General features: G+C 54.4%; 16 protein-coding genes and 11 pseudogenes. 10 read left to right on the top strand and 17 right to left on the bottom strand.

Translation table 11 applies throughout. From position 1 onward, the window contains the following. Positions 1–169: 169 nt before the first annotated feature. From JCM10550_RS09060 to JCM10550_RS09045, 4 genes are read left to right on the top strand one after another with little or no spacing between them, the layout of a single operon-like run. Positions 170–844: a hypothetical protein gene (locus JCM10550_RS09060; protein WP_157200115.1), complete on the top strand. Its 675-nt coding sequence runs from the start codon at positions 170–172 to the stop codon at positions 842–844. A 31-nt stretch (positions 845–875) separates the two neighbouring features. Then, complete coding sequence (locus JCM10550_RS19670) at positions 876–1,127, top strand: hypothetical protein (protein ID WP_062398600.1); 252 nt, start codon at positions 876–878, stop codon at positions 1,125–1,127. A 19-nt stretch (positions 1,128–1,146) separates the two neighbouring features. Beyond that, on the top strand, positions 1,147–1,422 hold the full coding sequence (locus JCM10550_RS18690; protein ID WP_062398598.1) for a hypothetical protein: 276 nt from the start codon (positions 1,147–1,149) through the stop codon (positions 1,420–1,422). Further along, on the top strand, positions 1,406–2,113 hold the full coding sequence (locus JCM10550_RS09045) for a sensor histidine kinase KdpD (protein WP_062398596.1): 708 nt from the start codon (positions 1,406–1,408) through the stop codon (positions 2,111–2,113). Before JCM10550_RS18690 ends, JCM10550_RS09045 begins: the two co-directional genes overlap by 17 nt. Before the next feature lie 209 nt (positions 2,114–2,322). Here the strand turns inward: JCM10550_RS09045 and JCM10550_RS09040 are convergent. The 10 genes and pseudogenes from JCM10550_RS09040 to JCM10550_RS24875 form a co-directional block, all read right to left on the bottom strand. After that, positions 2,323–4,162 (bottom strand): annotated as a pseudogene (locus tag JCM10550_RS09040) (threonine--tRNA ligase). An 84-nt stretch (positions 4,163–4,246) separates the two neighbouring features. Further along, positions 4,247–4,805: pseudogene (gene dcd / locus JCM10550_RS09035) on the bottom strand (dCTP deaminase). 85 nt (positions 4,806–4,890) lie between these two features. Beyond that, positions 4,891–5,635, bottom strand: a pseudogene (locus JCM10550_RS09030) (RNA methyltransferase). A 21-nt stretch (positions 5,636–5,656) separates the two neighbouring features. Next, positions 5,657–6,344: pseudogene (locus JCM10550_RS09025) on the bottom strand (phosphoglycerol geranylgeranyltransferase). A gap of 6 nt (positions 6,345–6,350) precedes the next feature. Next, positions 6,351–9,222, bottom strand: a pseudogene (locus tag JCM10550_RS09020) (DNA topoisomerase I). A 6-nt stretch (positions 9,223–9,228) separates the two neighbouring features. After that, a pseudogene (gene gatB, locus JCM10550_RS09015) lies at positions 9,229–10,688 on the bottom strand (Asp-tRNA(Asn)/Glu-tRNA(Gln) amidotransferase subunit GatB). Further along, a pseudogene (gatA, locus tag JCM10550_RS09010) lies at positions 10,689–11,937 on the bottom strand (Asp-tRNA(Asn)/Glu-tRNA(Gln) amidotransferase subunit GatA). It lies immediately after the preceding pseudogene. 71 nt (positions 11,938–12,008) lie between these two features. Then, complete coding sequence (gatC, locus tag JCM10550_RS09005) at positions 12,009–12,278, bottom strand: Asp-tRNA(Asn)/Glu-tRNA(Gln) amidotransferase subunit GatC (protein ID WP_062398594.1); 270 nt, start codon at positions 12,276–12,278, stop codon at positions 12,009–12,011. 14 nt (positions 12,279–12,292) lie between these two features. Further along, positions 12,293–13,296: pseudogene (locus JCM10550_RS09000) on the bottom strand (asparagine synthase C-terminal domain-containing protein). 90 nt (positions 13,297–13,386) lie between these two features. Continuing rightward, complete coding sequence (locus JCM10550_RS24875) at positions 13,387–13,707, bottom strand: VUT family protein (protein WP_281175354.1); 321 nt, start codon at positions 13,705–13,707, stop codon at positions 13,387–13,389. On the opposite strand from JCM10550_RS24875, the gene JCM10550_RS24870 reads away from it, so the two are divergent. Next, entirely contained in the window at positions 13,658–13,783 is a 126-nt protein-coding gene (locus JCM10550_RS24870) for a hypothetical protein (protein ID WP_281175356.1), read from the top strand. The two genes, JCM10550_RS24875 and JCM10550_RS24870, sit on opposite strands and share 50 nt — an antisense overlap. A 55-nt stretch (positions 13,784–13,838) precedes the next feature. Here JCM10550_RS24870 and JCM10550_RS24865 read toward each other — a convergent pair. From JCM10550_RS24865 to JCM10550_RS08985, 4 genes and pseudogenes are all read right to left on the bottom strand, one after another. After that, positions 13,839–13,886: pseudogene (locus JCM10550_RS24865) on the bottom strand (hypothetical protein); the annotation flags it as partial. Beyond that, positions 13,883–14,128 carry a hypothetical protein gene (locus JCM10550_RS22680; RefSeq protein ID WP_245618960.1) on the bottom strand — a complete coding sequence of 82 codons (246 nt, stop codon included), beginning with the start codon at positions 14,126–14,128 and terminating at the stop codon, positions 13,883–13,885. The pseudogene JCM10550_RS24865 and the gene JCM10550_RS22680, both read right to left, overlap by 4 nt. Positions 14,129–14,247: 119 nt before the next feature. Beyond that, a complete protein-coding gene (gene purB, locus JCM10550_RS08990) occupies positions 14,248–15,603 on the bottom strand; it encodes an adenylosuccinate lyase (protein WP_062398592.1) in 1,356 nt (451 codons plus the stop codon). A 68-nt stretch (positions 15,604–15,671) separates the two neighbouring features. Then, a complete protein-coding gene (locus JCM10550_RS08985; RefSeq protein WP_062398590.1) occupies positions 15,672–15,908 on the bottom strand; it encodes a PspC domain-containing protein in 237 nt (78 codons plus the stop codon). A gap of 114 nt (positions 15,909–16,022) precedes the next feature. On the opposite strand from JCM10550_RS08985, the pseudogene JCM10550_RS08980 reads away from it, so the two are divergent. From JCM10550_RS08980 to JCM10550_RS08965, 5 genes and pseudogenes are all read left to right on the top strand, one after another. Then, positions 16,023–18,041 (top strand): annotated as a pseudogene (locus JCM10550_RS08980) (ATP-dependent DNA helicase). A gap of 363 nt (positions 18,042–18,404) precedes the next feature. Continuing rightward, on the top strand, positions 18,405–19,301 hold the full coding sequence (locus tag JCM10550_RS08975) for a ketopantoate reductase family protein (protein ID WP_245618958.1): 897 nt from the start codon (positions 18,405–18,407) through the stop codon (positions 19,299–19,301). 39 nt (positions 19,302–19,340) lie between these two features. Then, positions 19,341–19,946 carry a molybdenum cofactor guanylyltransferase gene (locus JCM10550_RS08970; RefSeq protein WP_062398588.1) on the top strand — a complete coding sequence of 202 codons (606 nt, stop codon included), beginning with the start codon at positions 19,341–19,343 and terminating at the stop codon, positions 19,944–19,946. Between the two features lie 5 nt (positions 19,947–19,951). Continuing rightward, the gene (locus JCM10550_RS24860; RefSeq protein WP_281175345.1) at positions 19,952–20,077 is read left to right on the top strand and encodes a hypothetical protein; all 126 of its coding nucleotides are present in this window, start codon (positions 19,952–19,954) and stop codon (positions 20,075–20,077) included. Then, the gene (locus tag JCM10550_RS08965) at positions 20,043–20,438 is read left to right on the top strand and encodes a 23S rRNA (pseudouridine(1915)-N(3))-methyltransferase RlmH (RefSeq protein ID WP_245618956.1); all 396 of its coding nucleotides are present in this window, start codon (positions 20,043–20,045) and stop codon (positions 20,436–20,438) included. Before JCM10550_RS24860 ends, JCM10550_RS08965 begins: the two co-directional genes overlap by 35 nt. An 8-nt stretch (positions 20,439–20,446) precedes the next feature. Here the strand turns inward: JCM10550_RS08965 and JCM10550_RS08960 are convergent, their stop codons facing one another. The 3 genes and pseudogenes from JCM10550_RS08960 to JCM10550_RS08950 form a co-directional block, all read right to left on the bottom strand. Then, a complete protein-coding gene (locus JCM10550_RS08960; RefSeq protein WP_062398586.1) occupies positions 20,447–20,731 on the bottom strand; it encodes a 2TM domain-containing protein in 285 nt (94 codons plus the stop codon). 68 nt (positions 20,732–20,799) lie between these two features. Beyond that, positions 20,800–21,573, bottom strand: a complete 774-nt coding sequence (locus tag JCM10550_RS08955) for a dihydroorotate dehydrogenase electron transfer subunit (protein WP_245618954.1) — start codon at positions 21,571–21,573, stop codon at positions 20,800–20,802. Next, a pseudogene (locus JCM10550_RS08950) lies at positions 21,566–22,476 on the bottom strand (dihydroorotate dehydrogenase). Before JCM10550_RS08950 ends, JCM10550_RS08955 begins: the two are co-directional and overlap by 8 nt. Positions 22,477–22,496: the final 20 nt, after the last annotated feature.

The raw sequence follows: 22,496 nt of genomic DNA, 5'->3' as shown, positions 1-22,496 counted from the left end.
TTATCAAATCATCAGCTATCAGTGACGTTCTCGCTTCTGCACCGGGTCTCTCCAGAGGTCCGGATGATATTGGTACTCCGTTCTTTGGAGATACGGATGTTCCGGATACTGAAGAGTTGCGCAGGGGACATACACAGGCGATTTTATGATGATGAATCAGGTGCCCGATATGTCAAAAGATCTGTCAATCATCAATGAGCTGGTCTTTTCCATCGGCAATTCCCTTGATCTGCAGGAGAACTGTGACGCATTCTGCACACGTTTACTGACCCGGAAAAACTATTCATTTGTGTCGCTCTGGCTCAGGAATGATGTGCTGAAAAAAGGAGAGGACACAGGAGATGCAACATGTGTCTACGCCTGCCCTCTGGAGATGGCAGACCATACAATTCTGCCTGTTGACCACCCACTCTTCACGTCGCTTACCGACGGGAAGCCGGTCTCATACTCTGCACATGATGCCGAATTTCAGTTGCTTATAGCGGAAAAACAAATTTTGGGAGGGGCGTATGCACTGTATCCTCTGGGAGATTTTGGTGTCCTGAAGATTTATGTCCGGAACAGGGATGAAGCGTTCAGTTCAGAAGAACTGGCACAGCTACACGATGTGATACAAAAATTTGCGATATCTGTCCGGGGCTGTCTTTCCCATCAGGCGCTGATCGATGAAGTGCGTGAACGGACCCTTGCAGAAAAACACCTGCAGGATTCAAAAAACGCACTGCAGTCATTTATTGACAGTATTTCAGAACCTGCGGGACTAATTGGAAGGAACTTGTCTTATATTGTTGCCAACGCCGCCTTCTTCCGGGTACATGCCTTTCTCCGGGGGCGGGACATATAGCCTAGGTACTCATGGTTTGCGCTCAGCTGTAATGAAGGGTCTGAGTGAGGGATTCACCCGTGTTCTTGAAGAGAGAGAGCCTGAGATCATTGAAATGGAAATGTTTAGTCAGGTATTTGAGATACGCCTGACCCCGGTAATTAGCAGCACCGGTGAGGCGAACGCTGTCGCATTCTTTGCCGTCGACATTACCGATCAGAAAAAAGAGATGCTTGAACAGCTGCGAAACAGTGAACGGCGGTTTAGGGAACTGGCTGATTTCATCCCCCATTATTCTTTATGAATGTGATGAAACAGGAGAAGTGACATTTGCAAACCAGACTGCATATGCCGTCATGAAAGGCAATCCCAAAATACTGGATTCGGGCATTTCTCTCACACATTTAGTTGTCCCTGAAGATGTCAGCCGTGTTGAATCAGCTATTGCTGAGGTTGCGTCAGGTGGCCGGATACAGGGCCAGCAGTTTTCCATTCGCTGCATGGACGGAACCACATTCCCTGCACTGGTCTACAGCAGTCCCATCAGCCGTGAGGGGGGGGAGTTTTTGGGTACATGGCGCAGTGATCGATATCAGTGAACAGGCGATGGCAGAAGAGGCCCTGCGGAAAACGAACCTGAAACTCTCCCTCCTCTCCTCTGTCACCCGGCATGATATCCTGAACCAGGTGACGAAGATGCTGCTCTTCAAAGAGCTGCTCGCAGATACCATTGCAGCGGGAGAACCTGTCGATGCAAAGTACGTATCAGCCATATTAGAGAGTGTAGAAACCATTGAACGGCAGCTCCTCTTCACCCGGGATTATGAATCTATCGGGATGGAAAAGCCCACATGGCAGCATATCCATTCTGTCGTTACAAAGGTGTCGCAATACACCGAACTTTCTGCAATTCATGTTTCGTGCGATACGGGTGACCTTGAAATCTATGCAGACCATCTCTTTGAGAAAGTCGTCTTCAATCTGATGGAAAATACTCTCAGGCACGGATTTAATGCATCTTCCGTGGAGATCTCCTGGGTACCGGACACAGATGGCGGCGGCATGCTCACGTTTGCGGATGACGGTGTCGGGGTGCCGGATAAGATAAAAAAACGGATATTTGAGAAAGGTTTTGGGTCAAACACGGGGTATGGCCTCTATCTCATTCGAGAAATGCTGGGACTTACCGGTATCACCATTGAAGAGACCGGCACGGCGGGCAGGGGAGCGACCTTCTCGCTCACGATTCCCCCCCCGGGTGCCTGCCGGAACTCCTCTTCTCCCAAGTGACGCACACTTCTCCCCCCCGTCCATTCATATGTCTAGGGTTGTGCTGGGATATCTCTCCTCCATGTCGTAATATCGCACAGCAGTCATCCGCCAGTGAACGGGTGCGGGATTCCAATTGACGGTGTACACGAACTGCCTGATAGACGATTCTCTGCTGCATCCCCCCCAGCAGGATTCTGTCAAAAAAAGGAAAATAATGTCGGAAAAATTCAGATAAAACGCGGTTTCATGGAGAGCATCTTTGGGGTGTAGAGTTTCCGTGCAGGCATGCCTGCGGTCACGGCGGAAATTTTCTCTGCCAGTGCTTCCGGTGTCATCTCTTCCTTGCAGGGTTTCTTTGGCTGTGAATCCTTGCGGATGGTCACGGTGAGTTTTCCGGACTCAGCCTCAGAGTCACCGACGACTGCCACGTATGGCACCCAGTCCATGCCTGCTTCCCGGACCTTCTTGCCAACCGACTCTTCACGATCATCAACGTCACAGCGGATGCCTGCCTTTGTCAGGAGGTCACAGACCTCTTTTGCGTAGGCAATGTGACGCTCGGCCACCGGCACAACCCGTGCCTGTGTCGGAGAGAGCCATACCGGGAGCATCGGGACATCCTGCGTTGCGGTCTTCTCTAAGAGGGCGCAGATGACCCGCTCAATGGACCCGGTTGGGGAACAGTGAATAATTGGGGGGATGGACTTCTCCCTCGTCGGTGAAATATTTGATATCGAAGCGCTCTGATGATTCCACATCGATCTGGACGGTCGGGTTCTCAATCGGGCGACCCTGCCCGTCGATTGCCGCAAGATCCACTTTTGCCACCCAGTAATGCACCCGGTCGGAGAGCACTTCAATGAGCATTGGTACACCGGATGTCTTTACGAGACCTTTGACCCATTCTTCGTGCTCTTCATAGAACGCCTCTGTGCACCGGAAGATACCGGCAAGCGGGGGGGTCTCAAGATCCCGGCCGGTCTGCCAGCCGATCATCATCTGCTCTTCAAAGCAGGAGAGCGTCTGGTCCATGTCAAGGCAGAGGGAGTGCATGTCCGGCATCGTAAAGGCACGCAGACGCTTCAGGCCGATGCACTCACCCTTCTGCTCGTGACGGAAGGAGTAGGTGGAGAGTTCGTACATCTTCATCGGGAGCGTGTTGGGTGAGATGTGCATATCGTGCATGATAGAGAACATCCCGAAGCAGGCGGCAAACCGGAGCATCATGTTCCGGTTGCCTGACTTGAACCGGTACTGGCGTTCACCGAATTTACCGGCGTGTTCATTGATGGCCGGGTTGTCAAGGTCATACATGACCGGTGTCTCAACCGGCATACCGCCATAGTCGAGCACCAGCCCGAGGACATAATCCGAAAGCAGATCGCGTACGATCTTGCCACGGGGGGGCATCCAGCGGTGGTTCCCGACATCAGAGAGAGGTTCGTAATCAACGAGTTCCTTTGCCCGCATCAGTTCGCAGTGCACCGAGTCACCGGTTGCTTCTGCAGCGATTCCGGTCTCTTTTTTGACCAGTTGCCCGAACGGAGTGTCATCCGCATACTTCGTGGCATCTTCCCGTGCACCTTCCGGGGGTGAGAACAAAGAAGGTGTGGGTGACCTGCTTTTTCTCTGCCTTCTCTTTCGTGTCTTCCGGAGTAATTGTCCGGGAGAGTTCGGAGAGGGGGTGGCCCTTACAGGAGAGGGTGAAGGACTTGTACCATCCAAACGGTGCACGCTTGACCGTCATCCCTTCTTTTCGGGAACAGATCTCCTCGATTGCGGTCAGTGCCTCAACCGCCGCCTCGGGTTGGAGAGGTCACTGGAGAGATGAGCATACGGGTAGACCATGATATTTGTTGTCCCCAGTTTCTCAGCCGCCTCAAGGATCTCTGCTGCGGTCTTTGCCGCAACACCCGCGATATTCTCTTCGTCCGGCGCTTCCACAGCACAGAATGCTGTCAGTGCCTCTTCAAGTCCGTCGGCCGGCACAATGTTCTCTTCTGCTACCGGTGTCTTCTTCTGGGCCTCATATGTTATCTGGTCGGAATGAATCAGCAAAATTCGCATGGTGGATACTCCTCGGTATATTTATCGCAGATATCGTTTTGATCTGTTCCATAATTAGGGTATGGATTCCCGGTACAAACCGGTTTACCGGATATTTTTATGGTAGCGTGAGAGGGTTGCCTGCCGCTGGTTGAGATATTTTGCATCCCCCCCTTTGAACCATATGGTTTCTCTGCACGTTCGGTTGTATAAAAAACCAGCTGACCGATTGGCATTCCTGCATAGAGGCGGACCGGACGGCGATTTGCATTTGATATCTCAAGGGTGATGGTTCCGCAAAATCCTGCATCAATCCATCCTCCCGTCTGGTGCAGGGCAATGCCCAGACGCGCAATGCTGGATTTTCCTTCGATGGTCGCAACGATGTTGTCCGGCAGTGTGATACACTCATGGGTCTCTGCCAAAAGGAACATGCCGGGGGGGGAATATCGATATACTCTGCATGCTCTTCGTTCACGTGGGACACAACGGAATCCTGTTCGTAGGGGGTCAATAACATCATCAGACTCTTCATACCACACAAAATGGTCACCCAGCCGGATGTCAATCGAATTGGCTGAATAAACTTCGGATCGAACGGGTCGATTTTTATAAAACCCCCCCGCTCAATGCGGTCCTGTATCTGCCAGTCAACGAGAATCATAATATCTGATAGAAAATGGGTTGTGAGCGGTTATTTATTTATCTTGCCGGAATGTTCCCAGTGGCACGGCCAACCGGGACTCACCTCACTCCAGACCGGTGGCTGAATCATCACGTTCGCTCTCTTTCCCCTCATTGATGTGCCACTCGGCACGCCGTATGAGCCCATGGAGGGTGGACACCTCCCGGCCGGTAAGAAGAGTGCGCCCGAAGATCCGCCGCATCATGGTCAGAGTATTTGCCCGCTTGTATTCATGGTGATCGACAAGGTCCAGAAACTCGTCAATATGATCGTAGAGGGCATCCATCTCGCGCCGGGAAGCGGTGATGTAATCCCCACGCGGGAGGTGGGCAAGCTCATAGCAGACGATTCCAACCGCATGGGAGATATTGACGATCGGATACTCCGGTGATGTCGGGATGGTGCATATGACATCACACTGCCGCACCTCTTCATTGGACAGACCCCCCCAGTTTTCCCTACCGAAAAGAATGGAGATTCTGCCGTCAACAGGCGCAACAATATCTCGCAGCTCACCGGGGGGGTATAATAGGGCATGCGCATCGCATGGGATATCGTCTTTGAGAGTTCCCCGGTTGTCGCAACAAGCATGTTGGACCCGGCAATCACCTCGTCCAGCGACTCTGCAATGACGGCTGATTCCAGCACGTCCTTTGCATGGGATGAACGGGATATTGCCTCAATTCCCATCTCAGGTGGTTGATGAGTACAAGCCGGGTAAACCCGAAGTTCTTCATCACCCGTGCGGCAAATCCGATATTCCCTTCATACAGGGGGGGTTCAACAAGGACAATTTCAACCTCTGGCATGTGGTATATCTCCTCGTCTTCTCAGTGGACTGCCTTCACGGTCTCTTTGAGTGCAGAGACACCGTCGTCGTAGACGGCATTGCCGACGACAATGGCGTCGGCATACCTGCCCATTTCCGCAGCCTTCTGTGCATTATTGATACCGCCGCCATAGAAGAGACGGGCGTCAGAGACCGCGTCTGCTGCCGCTGCCACTACGGCAGGATCGCCATAGGTACCGGAATACTCGATATATACCACGGGGAATGAGAAATACTGGTCTGCCACCTCAGCATAGGCCGCGACATCCGTTGCAGATATGTCGCAGACTGCACCCGTGACCCTTGCCACCGATGATGCCGGATTCAGGACGATATAGGCCTCGGGAACAACGTTCGTCCAGTCAACGCAGTTATGTTTTGCCCAGTACTGGTGTTTCCCGACCATCCAGCGCATGTCCGGGGTATTGAGGACACTGGGCACAAAGAGGCCGTCCACTTCATCCAGAACCACTGCTTCCGGCCCTGCGGGTTCAACAACGATGGGGAGATCATACTCCTTTACCTGTGCGATCAGCTCACGCATATTCTCCTGAGTTACATTCAGTGTCCCCCCCGAGAGCATCAGCGTCCGTTCCACTTGTCGCAATATCTGCGACGGCATCGTTGCCGATTACTTTGTCCGGGTCCAGTTTTGTGATATGAACCCAGTCTTTCCAGCTGTCATCCATTGCTATCTATTTGTTTTCTCTGCATGCATCCTGAAATGCACGAATCTTCTCTAACGTTACTCCGGTCACTTCTGCAAGGTGTCCGGCATCTGCGTCCTTCAGCCCTGCCATGTCAATAACCCCCCCTGCCCGGTAGAGCCGTTCCAGCATCATCTCACCCAGACCGGGGATCTGCAGAAGGTCGTTGCGCCCTGCCTCCACCATCCTTGCAGTCACCTTTTCCGGTGGTGCAACGCCCATACCGGTGCAGACCGATGTGGCATGTTTCCAGACAGTCTCCGGTTTTATGCCGGTGACAACGCTGAGATATGCCGGGTGAAGACTACAGAAGTCTGCCGGTGTCGTAATGCCTGCCTCAAAGTATTTCTTCAGGCTCACCGCAGGCACCCCCCCGTATTCACGGAGTTTCGCACGGTTGTATACCGCCCGTGTCTCATTCAGCAGCGTCTCTGCCTCTGCTGCGGAGAGGTGCATCTTTGTGAGTGCATCCGGTGTCATCGCGGCGAGCCCTTCGAGGTCACTGACACCTGCCTCCACCAGGGCTGCAGCCACTTTGGCGGGGGACCGGCCCCCCCGGCGGGGCACCACATGTTTGCGGACGAATTTTTTCAGTTCGGAGCGTTTCCGGAGAATTTCGAGGACAGCATTGGCTTCTTCGCGGAGACGGGACACGGTTGCCACATCGGTGGCGAGCGCCGTTGTCAGCCGTTCCGGTTCAACGTTTGCCACTTCATACACGCTGTAGATATGGGCGGCATGCAGGCGTGCCACCATCTTCTCGTCTGCAGAGGGCATCATCCTGAACGCCTCACTGTTGGAGTTGATGTGGTTACAGAGGGGGGGACATCCGATCTCCCATGGCCGTGCCCCCCCTTTTCGGATCAGACGGACGAAGTTCAGACCGTGTGATTCACAGGTCTTATCTTCACGAATGGCCGTACCCCATGCGGCACTGGGAAGGCCGATGTTAAATGTACACTCGGGGTAGCCCGTGCATCCGATGAACTGAGACATACCCCCCTCGTCTGGCGTATCATGAGGTCATGCTCACAGACCGGACACTTCCCGATGATCCTTTCCTCATCGTTCCGGTCCATGATCTCCCGGCCGATCTGTTCCTCGTTTGCCTCCAGTGCATCAAAGACGCGGCGCAGCATTGTCTTTGATTCGGAGATCACCTCATCACGGGAGAGATTTGCCTCCTTGATCTCCTCCATGTGCTGTTCAATGGTGCTCGTCATCTCCGGGTTTGTGATAGGCACACCGTGGTTCTCCATCGCCTCCACCACGCCCCTCCCGACAAGGGTGGGGGGGCGGACCGGGGGGGTGCCCTCCACATACCGGCGCGAGATCAGTTTGCCGATCACTTCGTGCCGGGTGGACTTGGTGCCCAGACCCAGTTCCTCCATCCGCTGAATCAGTTTGGACTGGGAATAGCGGGGGCGGCGGGGGTGGTGAATTTCTCTTCATTGTTCACCGCGAGGATCGGGAGACGGTCCCCCCCTCGTTCATCACCGGAAGGATGGTCTCTTTCGCCTCACTGTAGGTATAAACCTCCCGGTAGCCCGCCTCTGCAAGGCGTGACCCCCCCGTGGCAGTATAGGTCTCGGCCCCCCCGCGTCAAAGAGGTATTTCAGGGTTGTCCAGCGTGCGTCCGGGGGGGAGAGTGTGGCAAGAAACCGCCGGACAATGAGTTCATATATTTTCCACTGGTCATCGGTGAGGGTCTCTTTTTTCGCAGCCCCCCCGCCGGATGAATCGGTGGATGGTCCGTGCTGGATTTTTTTCCGCGGGTCGGTTCCTTCCTGCGGTGCGCCTGTGTCCATTCCACCGCACGAGAGAGAGGACTCTTCCTCAGTTGCTGTAAAATATCCTCGACATCCAGTGATTTCGGGTATATCGTATTGTCCGTACGGGGGGGATAAGAGACGTATCCGTTCATATAGAGATCTTCTGCGATGCGCATCGCGTTTGCCGCGGAGAAATGCAGACGGCCTGCGGCAACAATGAACGATGTGGTGTCGAAGGGTGCCGGTGCCCGGTCGACCCGTGTCCCTTCTTTGACGCTGGTGACAACGAGCGGTGCAGAGGTGTTCTGCTCCGCCTTCACCGCCTCACTTTTGGTATGGAACCGGTCGGTGGTATGGCGTGCGGTGACCGGCGTACCGTCTTTCTCGGTATCCACCGAGAGCATCCAGTAGGGTTTCGGCACAAACGCCTCTATCTCCTTCTCCCGGTCGACAATCATCGCGAGGGTCGGGCTCTGTACCCTGCCGACGGAAAGAATACTCTTCCCGCCGCGTTTTGCGGCAATTGATATGAACCGGGTGAGGGATGCACCCCCATATGAGGTCAATTATTTGACGTGCCTCACCTGCTGCGGCGAGATCAAAATCAATCTCAGCGGGGGGGTCCTGAAAGGCGGTGGAGATCTCATGGGGAGTGATGGCGGAGAAGCGTGCCCGCTGGACCGGCACGTCTTTATTTGCGGCACGTACGATCTCAAAGGCCTCCTTACCGATGAGTTCTCCTTCCCGGTCAAAATCTGTGGCAATGGTGACGAGCGTCGCCTTTTTGGAGAGTTTTTTTATCAGGGAAACGATATTTTTCTCGGTCGGTTTTTTAATGGTTCCCGCATCGATAAGTTCGGGGGGGTGTTTACCTCCGAACGCCAGTTGCTGTATCCCGGTTCAAAATCAATCTCCACCACATGGCCCCCCCGCAGCCCAAGGGTGACCGTGTCCTCAAACCGGTAGGTATTGACACCGTTCTCCTTTCCCGTGCGAACCGGTGTTCCTTTGCCCGGTTTCTCTGAACCGGAAAGAATATCAGCGATACGCCGGGCTGCAATATTCTTTTCCGCAATGATGAGACGCATCGGAGCTCACTCCTCTACATCTTTCAGAGCAGCGGCCATCGCAATATTGAGTTCTTTGGGGTCGGCCCGTCCGCGTGTTGCTTTCATGACCTGACCTACCAGGAAGTTTATTGCTCCCTTCTTCCCGGCCTGGTAATCCGCAACGGCATCGGGGTTTGTGGCAATGACTTCTCCTATTACCGCAGTGAAATCATCTCCGGCAGCTTGGTCAGGCCCAGACGGGTCACAATGTCAGCAGGCATCTCGCAGGCTTCCTCATCCTCTCCAACACACTGGTCAAGCATTGTCCTGAGCACCTCGACACCGGATTTGTCGGTGATGGTGCCATCGCGGATGAGGGCAATAAGGTCTGCGATGTTCATTACGGGCACATCATCAATGCGCATGGAACGGTAGTTGAGTTCACCAAGGAGAATGTCTGCCACCCATGTGGCTGCAATAGCAGGGTCCGCATCCGCAACGGATTCATAGAAATTGGCAACCTTCAGGTCGCCGGTGAGGGTGCGGGCATGATTTTCTGAGATGCCATACTGTGCCATAAACCGTTCACGCCGTGCATCCGGAAGTTCTGGAAGGACAATGTCGTCCACCCATCCTGATACCCTAAGGGGGGGACGGAGATCCGGCTCCGGGAAATACCGGTAGTCGTTTTCGTCCTCTTTACTGCGTGAAGAGGTGGTGATGCCCCCCCGTCCTTCCTGAAAATGACGTGTCTCCTGCTCAATCCTCTGCCCCCCCTTCCGGATGAGGTTGCGCTGGCGGGTGATCTCAAAGTTGAGTGCCTTCTCTACTCCCTTATATGAGGAGATGTTCTTGCACTCTACCCGGTTGTGCCCCCCTTGATGGAGATATTGGCATCCACCCGGATTGAACCCTCACGTTCACCGTCAAAGACCTCTAGATATTCCAGTGTCGAGCGGAGTTTGTTCAGGAAGCGGCGTGCCTCCTTCGGGGGGGACCGGAGATCCGGTTCGGTCACGATTTCAATCAGGGGGGGTATGGAGCTCCGGTTGTAGTCCACAAGGGAGTAGCCTGCACGATCCCGTGAGGTCTTGTGAACCAGACGCCCGGGGGGGTCTTCTTCCAGATGAATACGGGTGATACGAATATTTTTGGGGTGCCCTTCGTCGTCATCCACCTCCATGATCCCCCCCTTCTCTGCGATGGGCTTGTCATACTGGGAGATCTGGTAACCCTTGGGGAGATCAGGGTAGAAGTAATTCTTACGGGAAAACTCTGAGACTTCCGGGACGGTCAGGTTCAGGGCCTTTGCGACCTTCAGGGCATAGAGCACTGCCTGTTTGTTCAGGCGGGGGCATCGCACCCGGGAGTCCGAGACAGATGGGGCAGACATGGGTGTTTGGTTCCTCTCCCTGGAAATCCGTGGAACAGCCGCAGAAGAGTTTGGTCTTCGTATTGAGCTGGCAGTGAATTTCCAGACCGATGATGACGGTTTTGTCAGTCATTCAGGCCACCTCCGTCTCGTAGGCAAATGCCGCATCCACGACACGTTCATCCTCAAAGTGACGGCCGATTAACTGCAGGCCGACAGGCATCTTCTCGACGGTTCCGCAGGGAACCGATATGGCGGGCACACCCGCGAGGTTTGCGGGCACCGTCAGGATATCGGCAAGATACATGGAGAGCGGATCGCTCTTCTCGCCGAGTTTGAATGCAATCTGCGGCATGGTCGGGCCTGCAATGATATCAGCATCCCTGAATATTCTCAGGAAGTCTTTGCGGACATTCTCTCGTGCGACCTGTGCCTTTGCATAGTATTTCCCGTAGTATCCGGCGGAAAGGGCAAACGTCCCCCCCAGCATGATACGGCTCTGCACTTCTTTTCCAAAGAGTGCGCCCCCCCGGTGGTCACGGAATTCATCGTGCCAGGAACGTTTTGTCTCAACGGAAGGTCCGAAGCGTACCCCCCCGTCAAAGCGGGAGAGGTTTGAGGATGCTTCACTCATACAGGTCACATAGTATGCAGCAAGGGCATAGGCCATGGAGGGAATGGAACAGGTCAGCGTCTCGGCACCGGCATCTTCCAGTCTTCCGATAGCAGTGCGCACACGCTCTGCAACAGCAGGGTCCACACCTTCTCCGAAGAATTCGTCGGGGGACAGCAATTTTCATGCCCGCGATATCGTTGGACGGGGTGTGAGTATAGGGACGGTCATAGGCCGTGGTGTCACGGGGGTCAGGGCCTGCGATAACAGACATCAGCGTATTGACATCGGCAACGGTTTTGCCCAGAGGACCGATCTGCTCCAGAGAGTTGGAGAAGGCAATGAGACCATAGCGTGAGACACGGCCGTAGGTCGGTTTGAGGCCGACAATGCCACAGAATGCGGCAGGACAGCGGATTGACCCGCCGGTATCACTGCCGAGTGCCATGTCAACCATGCCTGCACCGACCGCTGCGGCACTGCCACCGGATGAGCCTCCGGGGACGCGTGATGCGTCGTGTGGATTGGTGGTAGGGCCGTACGCACTGTTTTCCGTGGTAGACCCCCCCATCCCGAATTCATCCATATTGGTCTTGCCCACGATAGCAGCACCTGCTTCCCTGAGGCAAGTTACTACATGTGCGTCATAGGGCGGGACATATCCGGCAAGGATACGGGAGGCACAGGTGGTGGGAATACCTGCTGTCGATATATTGTCTTTAACAGCAATCCCTTTCCCTTCAAGCGGGCCGCCGGTCTCCTCGTACATCGCCAGGTCCAGACGGGTGATGAATGCATTTGTCCGGTCTGTTTCTTCAAAGAAGTACTCTTTTACCATTCTCACATCACCCGTGGTGCCCTGATATGTCCGTCTTCTGTCTCATGGGCGTTGGCACATGCTGCTTCCTGTGTTAGTGAGGGAGTAACCTCATCTTCACGCAGTACATTTACCAGATCAGCCTCGCCTTCTTCACCTTCACTGACAGTATCCAGGATATCAAAATATTCAAGTATATGATTGAACCGGGAGGTGAATTCTGCCAGTTCTTCTTTTTGTATATGGATATCTGCAAGTTTTGCAATTCCTTCAACATCGTTTTCCAAAACCATACGTATCGCGCCCTTCAGAGTTGATTCATGTACCCTTGTACTGAGTTTTTATAACCGTTTTTGCGTGCGGCCCGCTGGATGACCTTCCAGATACCGCTGCCATACTGCATCGCCTTCTTATCATAACAGGCGGTTTCCCGCGGCATATACCTGCATGCGACCTTTCTGAGGGGATATTTCCGTACTCCCCCCCCGAATACCTTTTCATGCGCAGGAATTGCTTCTGCAGCGCGCACAACACGTACATCGAGAAACGGACAGGAAAACAGGCATCCAAAAAGGTTTGCCACCGCCTGGTCGCGTGCACTCTGCAGGGCAAGGCCCGCAAAGTCCTCCTGGAAGAGACGCTCGATATCTGTAGTATCACAATACCGTGCATATCCTCCAAAGAGTTCGTCTGCTCCCTGGCCTGCAAGAATACGGGAATATCCATGCTCGCCTGCCCATCGTGCGACAAAATAGAGGGTTGCCGCAATCGATGCATCGACCGGGGGGTGACACGGGGGGGGATGACCTGCATCACCGCCTTCAGGGCATCTTCAATCTCATCGGGAGTGACGGTGACACAGATCAGGTCCAGACCAATTTCACCCGCCACCTCTGTTGCATGGCACAGATCGTGCGAGCCTTCTGTTCCCACGCTCACGCAGGGCAGTCCTGCAACTGCTGCAATAAGAGCGGAATCAACACCGCCGGAGAATGACACGACCCCCTTCAGCATTTCTGAGTTGTACTGCAGTCTCAATTGCATCTGCAAGCGGCAGAAGAGGGGGGGATCTGGTTTCACATAACCAGTCACCACTCCCTTTTCCATCACAACTCCTGCATCGCATCTGCCAGGAACAATCCCCCCCATCTGATCACGGGCACAGCCACCCTCCCAGGCAAGGAAGAACTCCCCCCCTCCGCATGAAGTGAGCCATTCTGTCCCATGGGAGAGGCGGCCGGCGATCTCTTCAGGAGTCAGTACAATGCCGTCCGTTTCTATCCAGCCTTTCAGGCTTATCTCTGCTGCCATCTCAGTTCCGTTTCCGGTATATCCGGCTATTCAGGTACCATCTCTTCACTGACTAAAAAAGAATGTGAATTATGCAGCATGGGGATGCCGCTACGGGATGGTCTTATTCAGCCTGTCCTTCTGGTGCTGCCGGTTTATGTTCGAGCATCTTCTTGTACCAGACAAACCACGGGGGGGTGTCAAGAAACCCAATGATATTTTTGGCGACAATTTGTCCGATGATGAGCGGCAACAGGGGGGGGCCACTCCGGCAAAGGCGATGGTGACAAAGATGACGGAATCAAGGGTCAGGCCGACGGCATCACTTGCCACAGACCGCAGGACAATCCGGTTCTCATAGCGCTTCTTGAGGCTGGCGAATATGCGGGTATCAATGGTCTGGGTGATGAGAAACGAGACCCATGACGCGATGGTCAGACGGATGCCAAAGGTGAAGATCTCCTGCCATGCCTCTTCATGGGCAAAGAAGGGGGGGCCGGGGGGGTGAGGGAATTTGTCATGACAAAGAAGATGACCAGCAGCACCTGGGTTACGAATGCAATGAATATGGCAATCTGGGCCCGCCTTATCCCATAGACCTCATTAATCATATCAATGGCCTGAGATATGAACGGGTAGATGAACACCGCCGCCGGTGCGAGAAATACATAAATGCCGATATCAAACTCCACCACCCGTGCAGCGAGGATCTGGGATCGGCGAGATAGACTGCATAGATAGCGACAAGTGCGGCATACCCGTATTCGCGTTTATTGTTCAGCATCCACGCAGCCGCATACGTAACGATGGTGAGGCTTACTGCCCAGTATATCCAGACAACGGGAAATGTCATTATTTCACTTTACTTGGTATTTTCAGCCGTATCGTGGCCATACGTAGTATACGCTGTTATCAATCTGAGAACGCATATTTTCCAAAAAAATGGATGGTACAGATCAAAATTATTCCCGGTTATAGGGAAAGCGGCCCCAGTTTTTCGGCAAGGCCCTCAACCTGGGACACCGCGGTTCCGATGTAATTGTCCGGGTTCAGGAGCGCGACGATCTCATCATAGGTGATCAGAGCGGCAACGCTCTCTTCCTCTGAAAATACCGTTGCAACCGGACGCTTCTCCTCCAGGGCAACCATGCATGCGACACGCACATGTTCATGGGCGTCCTGCCTGTCCATCCCGCGCTTCGTCAGTTCAATCATCACGGATTCCGCCATGTTCACGCCATGGAGCAGGTCGAGGTTTCTCCGGATATTATCCTCACGGATGCGCAGTCCGGTGAGCACCTTTGTCATGACAGTGAGGATGTGGTCACAGAGAATGCTGGCTTCCGGGAAGGTTACCCGTTCGCAGGAAGAGTTTGTGAGGTCACGTTCATCCCAGAGGACATTGTTTGCAAGAGCCGGTTCAATCATGGCGCGGACGATACGCGACAGGCCTGAAACCTGTTCTGACTTGATCGGGTTGCGCTTGTGCGGCATCGTGGAAGAACCCACCTGATTTTTCCCAAATGCTTCTTCCAGCTCCCCCCCGATTTCAGAGCGCTGCATCATCCGAACTTCAAGAGCAATTTTGTCCAGCGTGGTGGCCACATTTGCAAGGAACATGATATACTCTGCAAACCGGTCACGCTGAATGACCTGACTGGATACGTCCACCGGGGGGGTCAGTCCGAGATACTCCATCATATGTGCCATAACCGCAGTGCCGGCACTCCCGAGTGATGCCTGTGTGCCCACTGCGCCTGTCATCTGCCCGACCGCCGCCCGCGGGCGAAGCTGTTCCAGCCGTTCAATGTGGCGGGACACCTCGGATGCCCAGATGGCAAACCGCAGACCGTAGGTGGTGGGGGGGACACCGATCTGCCCGTGGGTACGTCCGGCGCATACCAGCGTCTTTGTCTCAAGACTGCGTTGTAAGAGCACGCCGAGAAGTGTCCGGAGTTTCTGCTCGATGATATCAAGACTATCCTTTACCTGCAGACCGGTTGCCGTGTCGAGAATATCGTTTGATGTGGCCCCCCCGTAGTGAACCCACCGTGCAGATTCGCCGCTGACTTCAGAGAGGGCCTTCACGATGGCCATCATGTCGTGGTTAATCTCTTCTTCAATTACCTTTGCGCGTGCAAGGGATGCCTCAGGTGCGTGTGCCTCGATTTCATCAGCAGCAGCCTGCGGAATAACTCCTGCCTTTGCTTCTGCGACCGCGAGACCTACTTCAGCTGATACAACGCAGCGAAACCGATTCTCTTCATCCCAGACAGCTCGCATCTCCGGAGTGCCATAACGGAAGTCGATGGGGGGGTGGATTGCCATAGTAGTCTATACATGCGGCAGGATGCGCAAAAATAGTTTGCAGAAAATAGGGGGGGCACGGGCAGATATTATTCCCTGATGCGGTAATCCGCATCGATGATCATCGGATCACTCTCTTCCGGCAGCAGCGCCCAGAGGACGATGTAGAGAAGTATCATGGGCAGAATATACGTGAATATCGCAATCACCACCCAGATAATCCTTACCAGCGTGGGACTGATATGCAGGTATCCGGCAATACCCCCGCAGACACCTCCCAGCATCCGGTTGTCAGCAGACCGGCCGAAACGGCGTGATGATTCCATATGGTATGTATCTCTGCCTTCCGGATATATTTTTTAGTCGGTGTTTGGTGATGACCTCCGCCAGCGCATACCCAAGAGTAGATGATACCCCCCCACAGACAAACATGGGTGATAATGGGTGTCAGAGGAGAGTATTTTCCGTACGGGTCATACCGCCCCCACCAGGAAGATATGCTGGATATGGCGGCGGCCTGTGCGCGGGAAGGCGGCATCGGGATGATTGATGCCCCGACAGGCAGTGGGAAATCAAGTGTCGTTTCAGCCCTCCTTGATGAGGCGAATGGCAGAAAGGTCATTGTCGCAGTCCGGACGGTCAGCCAGCTCAATACATTTGTGCGGGAACTGGAACTCGTACGAAAAAAGCATCCGAATCTGCGATACTCGTACCTTGTCGGGAAACGCCAGATGTGCGATGGGAGGGGGGGGAGGAGACACCTACCGTATATGTGAGGGACTAAAGGCATTCTCCTCATCATTGATGCGTGAACGTGCGCGGAAAGGTGCGCATGTACCGGCCAATGACAAAGTGATTGCAGATCAGGTTCGGCTTCAGGATGCAGAACATCCTCTTCTCTGCCCGTATTTTATCCGGAGCCGGGTCTTTGTCGAGGGGGCGGACGGCCTGCGGATGGTACCCTCGGGCACCCTCAAGACCCGCGGCGATCAGGTGGCACGAACTCGCGTCGCACCGGACCGTCTCCATGAATTCTGCAAAGGTCTCTGTCCATATGAGGTGACCCTGCAGGCCGCACGGGATGCGGATGTCATTCTCCTGAATTTCCACCATCTCTTTAACACAGACATCCGTGACCAGCTCTATCAGTCCCTGGGCATTGAAGCCGAGAACGCACTCCTGCTTGTTGACGAAGCGCATAACTGCGGGGGGGATACGGTTGAGAGTATCCAGTCGGTCACCCTTCTTCAGACCTCCCTTGATCAGGGGGGGATGATCGAGCTTGGGAGAATGCGGGGCCGTGTCGCAGGAGCCGATGCCCTGCTGAATATGCTGCCCCCCCGCGTCGGGCAGTTCATGGACTCCCTGAAACGGTCATTCAAGGAAGAGGACTGGTTTGACCCCGCGACGTTTGTCCGGTTTGTGCTCGTCGCAGTCTCTACCAGCGTATCGATGAAATCGTTGACGACCTCCTCCGGGCAGAAGAGACCTATCGTGAGGCACAGAAACAGGCGGGCGACTTTAAAGAGAGTGCGGTGGAACGCCTGACTGCCTTTTTTTACCGGATTATGCGGGCGCTTGACGACCCTGCCTTTCTCACCCTCTACCGGAAGAAAGGAGATGAAATCTCCCTTCAGGTACGCAATATCGACCCGTCAGCGACCATGAAGGACATCGCCTCCTATCATGCCTGCGCGGTATTTATCAGCGGCACACTCTCTCCGGTGGAAAGTTATCGGCGCCTCTACTTTGAAGATCTCCCGGTACATACCCTCAGTCTTCCGAATGCATTTCCGGAGGAAAACCGTGCCCTCTTCTGCGCACAGGACGTCACATCCATCTACCGGATGCGGCGGGACGCCGGAAACACCGAGCGAATTGAAGGATATATCCGCAGTTTTGCAACACTCCACGGAAGCCTTGCGGTGTACTTCCCGTCCTATGAACTGCTGGAGCGGTTCACGGCAGGGCTCCCGTCACGCCTGAACCGCAAGCAGGTCTTTGTTGAATCGTCGTCGTCCTCGGATGCGGCAAACGACCTCCGGGAGTTTATGTCCCTCCGTCACGGGGGGGGAATACGGCATTCTCTTTGGTGTCTGCGGCGGCAAATGGAGTGAAGGACTGGATTACCGGGGGGGAGAACTCCTATCCGGGGCATTGGTATTCGGTTTGCCACTTGCGCCGTTCACCGAAGTGCGGCGGATGACGAATCAGTATTTCAAAAACAAGTTCGGGAAAGAGGGTGAATTCATTTCATACACCATGCCTGCCATCAATCGTGTCCTGCAGGCACTGGGCCGTGTGCTGCGCACGCCTGAGGACCACGGTGTTCTTTTGATCGGAGAGAGTCGGTTTCTTGAGACAGAAGTACATGGAGGTCTGCCCCCCCCTGGATGCAGGAAGAGATGATACCCTGTACGCTCGCCTCGTTTGCCGATGAGGCAAAAGGCTGGCGCTGACGTCCGTCGCCTGCCGGTTTGGCCTCTGATGGGTGCATGTAAACGGATCAAAAACCAACATCCATCGCATATCGTTTGCAAAGATCGGGCCCAGCGGGTTTAATCAGGATGTATCAATAAAATCCGCCCTTCTTACAATGGAACAGAATGGATGAGTCCAGAGAATGCCCTGACCTGTTCCAAACAGAAGAGCTACCGTTTTTATTCGGGGATTCCCTCCGAAACAAAAAAATAAAAAGATCTGAATTCTGGTTTTTGATAAGTAAATTTCAGATCGGAGCTACTATGATTCATTATCCCTCTGGATCTGAATGATGATCATTTAAATGTACGGAGGGCATATCTATCACCTACAGGGAGACCATGAAGATAGCAGTACTCGGGGCAGGTGCGGTCGGACTTTCCATAGCCGCCCGCCTCTCATCACTGGCGGATATCCATGCAGTATCACGACCACGGCATGCAGATGCCGTCACACGTCTTGGCCTGCGCCTTACCGGTCTCTGGGGGGGTGACGGGACCTATTTCTTTCCCTGCACCACAGACCTTCCGGACGCTGAATATGATTATATCCTCATTACGTCCAAGGCGACACAGACACGGGAGATCTGTGAGCAATTTCATGACCGATTCGGGGGGGATGCTGCCGTGGTATCCATTCAGAACGGGATTGGAAACGAGGAGATCATCAGCGAATATACCGACAATATTATTGGCGGCATGATCATCACCGGATTTGAATGGCGGGGGGGAGATGCTGACATCCATATCTCGGTTATCGGAGGGGAGGCACAGTTTGGTCTCTTTCCGGACGGTTGTGACGAACGGGTTGCAACTCTTGTCAGACTGTTTGAAAAGGCAGGGATTGTCGCCACCGCAACGGATGCAATACGTTCTGCGATATGGGGGGGGAAAACCATCTACAATGCAGCGTTAAATCCGCTTGGTGCAGTGATGGGTGTAGCCTACGGTGCTCTTCTGAACCCATATGCCTGGGAGGTGATCACCGACATTGTAGAAGAAGCCTATGCCGTTGCAGATGCGGAAGGAATCACCCTAAAATATCCGACTGCGGATGCGTATCTCAACTACCTGCACGACAAACAGATTCCTGCAACATACCAGCATCATTCGTCCATGTATCAGGCACTTTCAGCCGGGAAACGAACCGAAATTGACGTTATGAACGGTGCATTGGTGACAAAGGGGGCATCACACGGGATTCCGACCCCCCGGCAAATATGTTTATCACCCGTCTGATCCGGTTCCGGGAAACTCTGGGAGATTCGTGATCATTTCATGCGTTCGGGCATCATTCTTGCAGGTGGAGAAGCTCGCAGAGCGGGAGGAAAGGAAAAATATTTCTTTAATCATTGCGGCGAGACCTTCATCTCACGTCTGATCTCCACCCTGAACGAAATTGTTGATGAAGTCATCATTGTTGCCCGTGACAATGACCAGTGCCGGCGTTTTTCCGGGTTCACCGGTGTCAGGGTTGTCCCGGACCGTCGTCAGGGCCGCGGTCCTGTCGGTGGCATTCATGCCGGTGTATGTGAAGCAGAAGGAGATCTCCTCTTTGCTGTTGCCTGTGATATGCCCTGTGTCAGCGGATCCGTCATTGAATATCTTTTCCATGTCACAGAGGGCTTTGACGCTGCGATTCCACGCTGGGAGAACGGGATGACAGAACCCCCCCTTCATGCCGTATACCGGCGGCAGGCACTGGTTGAACGGTTTGAGGGTGCTGATGAGGCCCGCTCGATGCGGGATCTCATGGGCGGCCTTTCCGTAAACTATGTGGACTGCAACCTCCTCCGCAGGTATGATCCCGATCTTCTGACCTTCACCAATATCAATAATGAAGAAGATTATGCCCATCTTCGTGCGGTCTTTCCGGAGGTCTGAGACGGATGGTCAGATTTCAGGTCATTGCCGTGGGAAAGGCAAAGGAGCCGTTCTACCGGGACGGGGGTTGCAGAGTACTCCCGGCGACTGACCGGTATGGCGGAATTTACCGTAACAGAGGTGGCGGATGAGCGCCTGCCAGACAATGCCGGTACTGCGGAAAAAACACGCATTCTTGCAAAAGAAGGATCCCGCATCCTCTCCCATGTTCGTTCACAGGACCTGTGTATTGTCCTTGATGTCGGAGGACGGACGATGGCCTCCGAGGCATTCGCCCGCTACCTGAATGATGCGATACTGGAAGGGAAAAACAGAATCACCCTCGTCATCGGCGGGAGTCTGGGCATTGCCCCCCCGGAGGTACGGTCACGGGCTGACCTACGGCTCTCGTTTGGACCGATGACCTTTCCACACCAGATGGCCCGGCTGATTCTTGCCGAGCAGATATACCGTGCTGCGATGATCAATGCCGGCCGGCAGTATCACCGCTAAAAGATCGGTTACCTATTCTCTTTTTCAAGTATTGTCTGTATTTTTTTCTCTTCCCATTCTTTTCCCAGGAAATGTCTGCTGCCCCCCCAGACCGATGCCGCATGTATCACAATGCCAATTCCCCCCCAGAAGAGTGTGACCCAGTAAAACCACCAGTTGCCCCCCCAGGAGGTGACGGCATTGACCGCGAAGAGGAGGAGATTGATAAATATATACGTGGCAAAATGAGTATAAAATCCCCCCCTGACTTCCTGTACATGCGCCTTTGCCCTGCGGTATGCTTCATCTTCCATGCTGTCCAGAATGGCAGGCGGAGGGTAAAAAGATTGGGTCTCTGTTCCACTGCCGGAGAAAAATGTGGTCAGACAGATTTCCGGCGTCCTGACGCATCCCGTGCGTAGGACCCGAATTCACTGTCTATAATGACATCTCCGGTAAATACCGGACCATCACGGCAGACTCTGAGTCCCGTGGGGTCGATACAGCATGAGCCGCAGATGCCAACACCGCATTTCATGTAGCGGTGCAGACTGAACTGCCCTTTTTCCGGACATCCTGCCTCGCAGAGAATGGAAAGGACCGCATTCATCATTACCTCAGGGCCACATACACAGATGGTGTCATAGGATGAGGGATCTGCTGCACGCAACAGGTCGGTGACAAACCCGTGGTGCCCGGACGTCCCGTCGTCCGTGGCGCACTGGAGATTGGTGCAGCCGGAGAGTTCTCCGGGGGGGAAGAGCAGTTCGTCTGCCGTGCGTGCACCCAGTATGAAGTCATCTGCCGCACCGGATGTGGCAAGAAGGCGCAGGGGGGGTGCTGCCCCGACACCGCCTGCAACGGCAAGGGTTCTGCCGGAGGGGGGGTAAATCCGTTTCCGAGCGGTCCTTTGATACCTATCTCGTCCCCCTGGACTGAGTGCAAAGAGTGCTTCTGTCGCCTCTCCCACCTTCTGGACGGTGATCGCATTCTGTGCGGAAAACGCCATCGGTATCTCATCGGTGCCGGGCACCCAGACCATACAGAACTGGCCCGGTTCTGCCGGAAACCGGCGGGAGAAGACAAATGTCCTGAGGGACGGGGACTCTTCAATGATCTCGGTGATTACCACCGGGACAGAGGGAATCTTATGCATGGGCACACCCCCCCACAATGTCTTCGGGGCATTCCCCCCCGCCGTCACGGCGATACAGGTTCTCGGTGATCTGCCGGAATATACTGGCATCTTCAATAACAGCACTGCCGATTTCCACCGCTGAGGCACCGGCCATCATCATCTCCACCACATTGTCTGCGCTCGAGATGCCGCCGCACCCGATGATAGGGATTTCACAGGATTCATAGAGTTCCCATACACACCGGACCGCCACCGGGAAGATGGCAGGGCCGGAGAGACCGCCCATGCCGTTCCCCCCCAGCGCCGGGCGCCTGAAATCTGTCGATATCCGCATCGCCTTCACAGTATTCACCGCCACAATGGCATCTGCCCCCCCGCCGCGTTCTGCGGCAAGGCCGATCTCCGTTATATCGGTCACATTCGGGTGAGTTTCACCCATACCGGAAGTCCGGACTCTTTTGCCATGCGTGTGCACTGTTCGACCCTGTCCGGGTCTGCCCCCCCCACTGCCGCGCCGTAGCCTTCCGCATGAGGACAGGAGAGGTTGAGTTCAAGTGCCTGCACCTTGCCTGCAAACCAGTCCGCCACTTCCCCGAACTCTTCAGGGGGGGTACCGCCGAAGATGGAGGCGATGACCGGTGCTCCCACGAGCCCGTCCAGTTCCCTGATAAACTCGCGGGAAGGATTGGGGAGACCCATCGCGTTCATCACGGCACCGTCATAGACGGCGACACAGGGGGGGCCTTTATGCCCTTCTTTCGGTTCAGGTCCGATTGACTTGGTTACAACGCCACCTGCTCCGGATTTGAGCATCCGTGCAAGGGATGCACCGGTTGTTCCCAGCACGCCTGCTGCAAGCATGCAGTGATTATGCAGCCTGACGCCGCCTACGGTTATATCTCCCGGAATTAACGTGACCATCTGGTTAGAAATTGTAGTTA

Source organism: Methanogenium cariaci JCM 10550 (assembly GCF_001315945.1).
Classification (GTDB): Archaea; Halobacteriota; Methanomicrobia; order Methanomicrobiales; family Methanomicrobiaceae; genus Methanogenium; species Methanogenium cariaci.
This window is presented reverse-complemented; position numbering and strand designations above follow the sequence as displayed.

Coding starts and splice junctions, on each gene's coding strand:
- JCM10550_RS24870 (WP_281175356.1), top strand. CDS start 13,658: ATGCGGGTATCAATGGTCTGGGTGATGAGAAACGAGACCCATGACGCG.
- JCM10550_RS08960 (WP_062398586.1), bottom strand. CDS start 20,731: ATGGAAGATGAAGCATACCGCAGGGCAAAGGCGCATGTACAGGAAGTC.
- JCM10550_RS08975 (WP_245618958.1), top strand. CDS start 18,405: ATGAAGATAGCAGTACTCGGGGCAGGTGCGGTCGGACTTTCCATAGCC.
- JCM10550_RS08965 (WP_245618956.1), top strand. CDS start 20,043: ATGGCGGAATTTACCGTAACAGAGGTGGCGGATGAGCGCCTGCCAGAC.
- JCM10550_RS24860 (WP_281175345.1), top strand. CDS start 19,952: ATGGTCAGATTTCAGGTCATTGCCGTGGGAAAGGCAAAGGAGCCGTTC.
- purB (WP_062398592.1), bottom strand. CDS start 15,603: ATGGCAATCCACCCCCCCATCGACTTCCGTTATGGCACTCCGGAGATG.
- JCM10550_RS09060 (WP_157200115.1), top strand. CDS start 170: ATGTCAAAAGATCTGTCAATCATCAATGAGCTGGTCTTTTCCATCGGC.
- JCM10550_RS19670 (WP_062398600.1), top strand. CDS start 876: ATGAAGGGTCTGAGTGAGGGATTCACCCGTGTTCTTGAAGAGAGAGAG.
- JCM10550_RS08985 (WP_062398590.1), bottom strand. CDS start 15,908: ATGGAATCATCACGCCGTTTCGGCCGGTCTGCTGACAACCGGATGCTG.
- JCM10550_RS08955 (WP_245618954.1), bottom strand. CDS start 21,573: ATGCATAAGATTCCCTCTGTCCCGGTGGTAATCACCGAGATCATTGAA.
- JCM10550_RS22680 (WP_245618960.1), bottom strand. CDS start 14,128: ATGACATTTCCCGTTGTCTGGATATACTGGGCAGTAAGCCTCACCATC.
- JCM10550_RS08970 (WP_062398588.1), top strand. CDS start 19,341: ATGCGTTCGGGCATCATTCTTGCAGGTGGAGAAGCTCGCAGAGCGGGA.
- gatC (WP_062398594.1), bottom strand. CDS start 12,278: ATGGTTTTGGAAAACGATGTTGAAGGAATTGCAAAACTTGCAGATATC.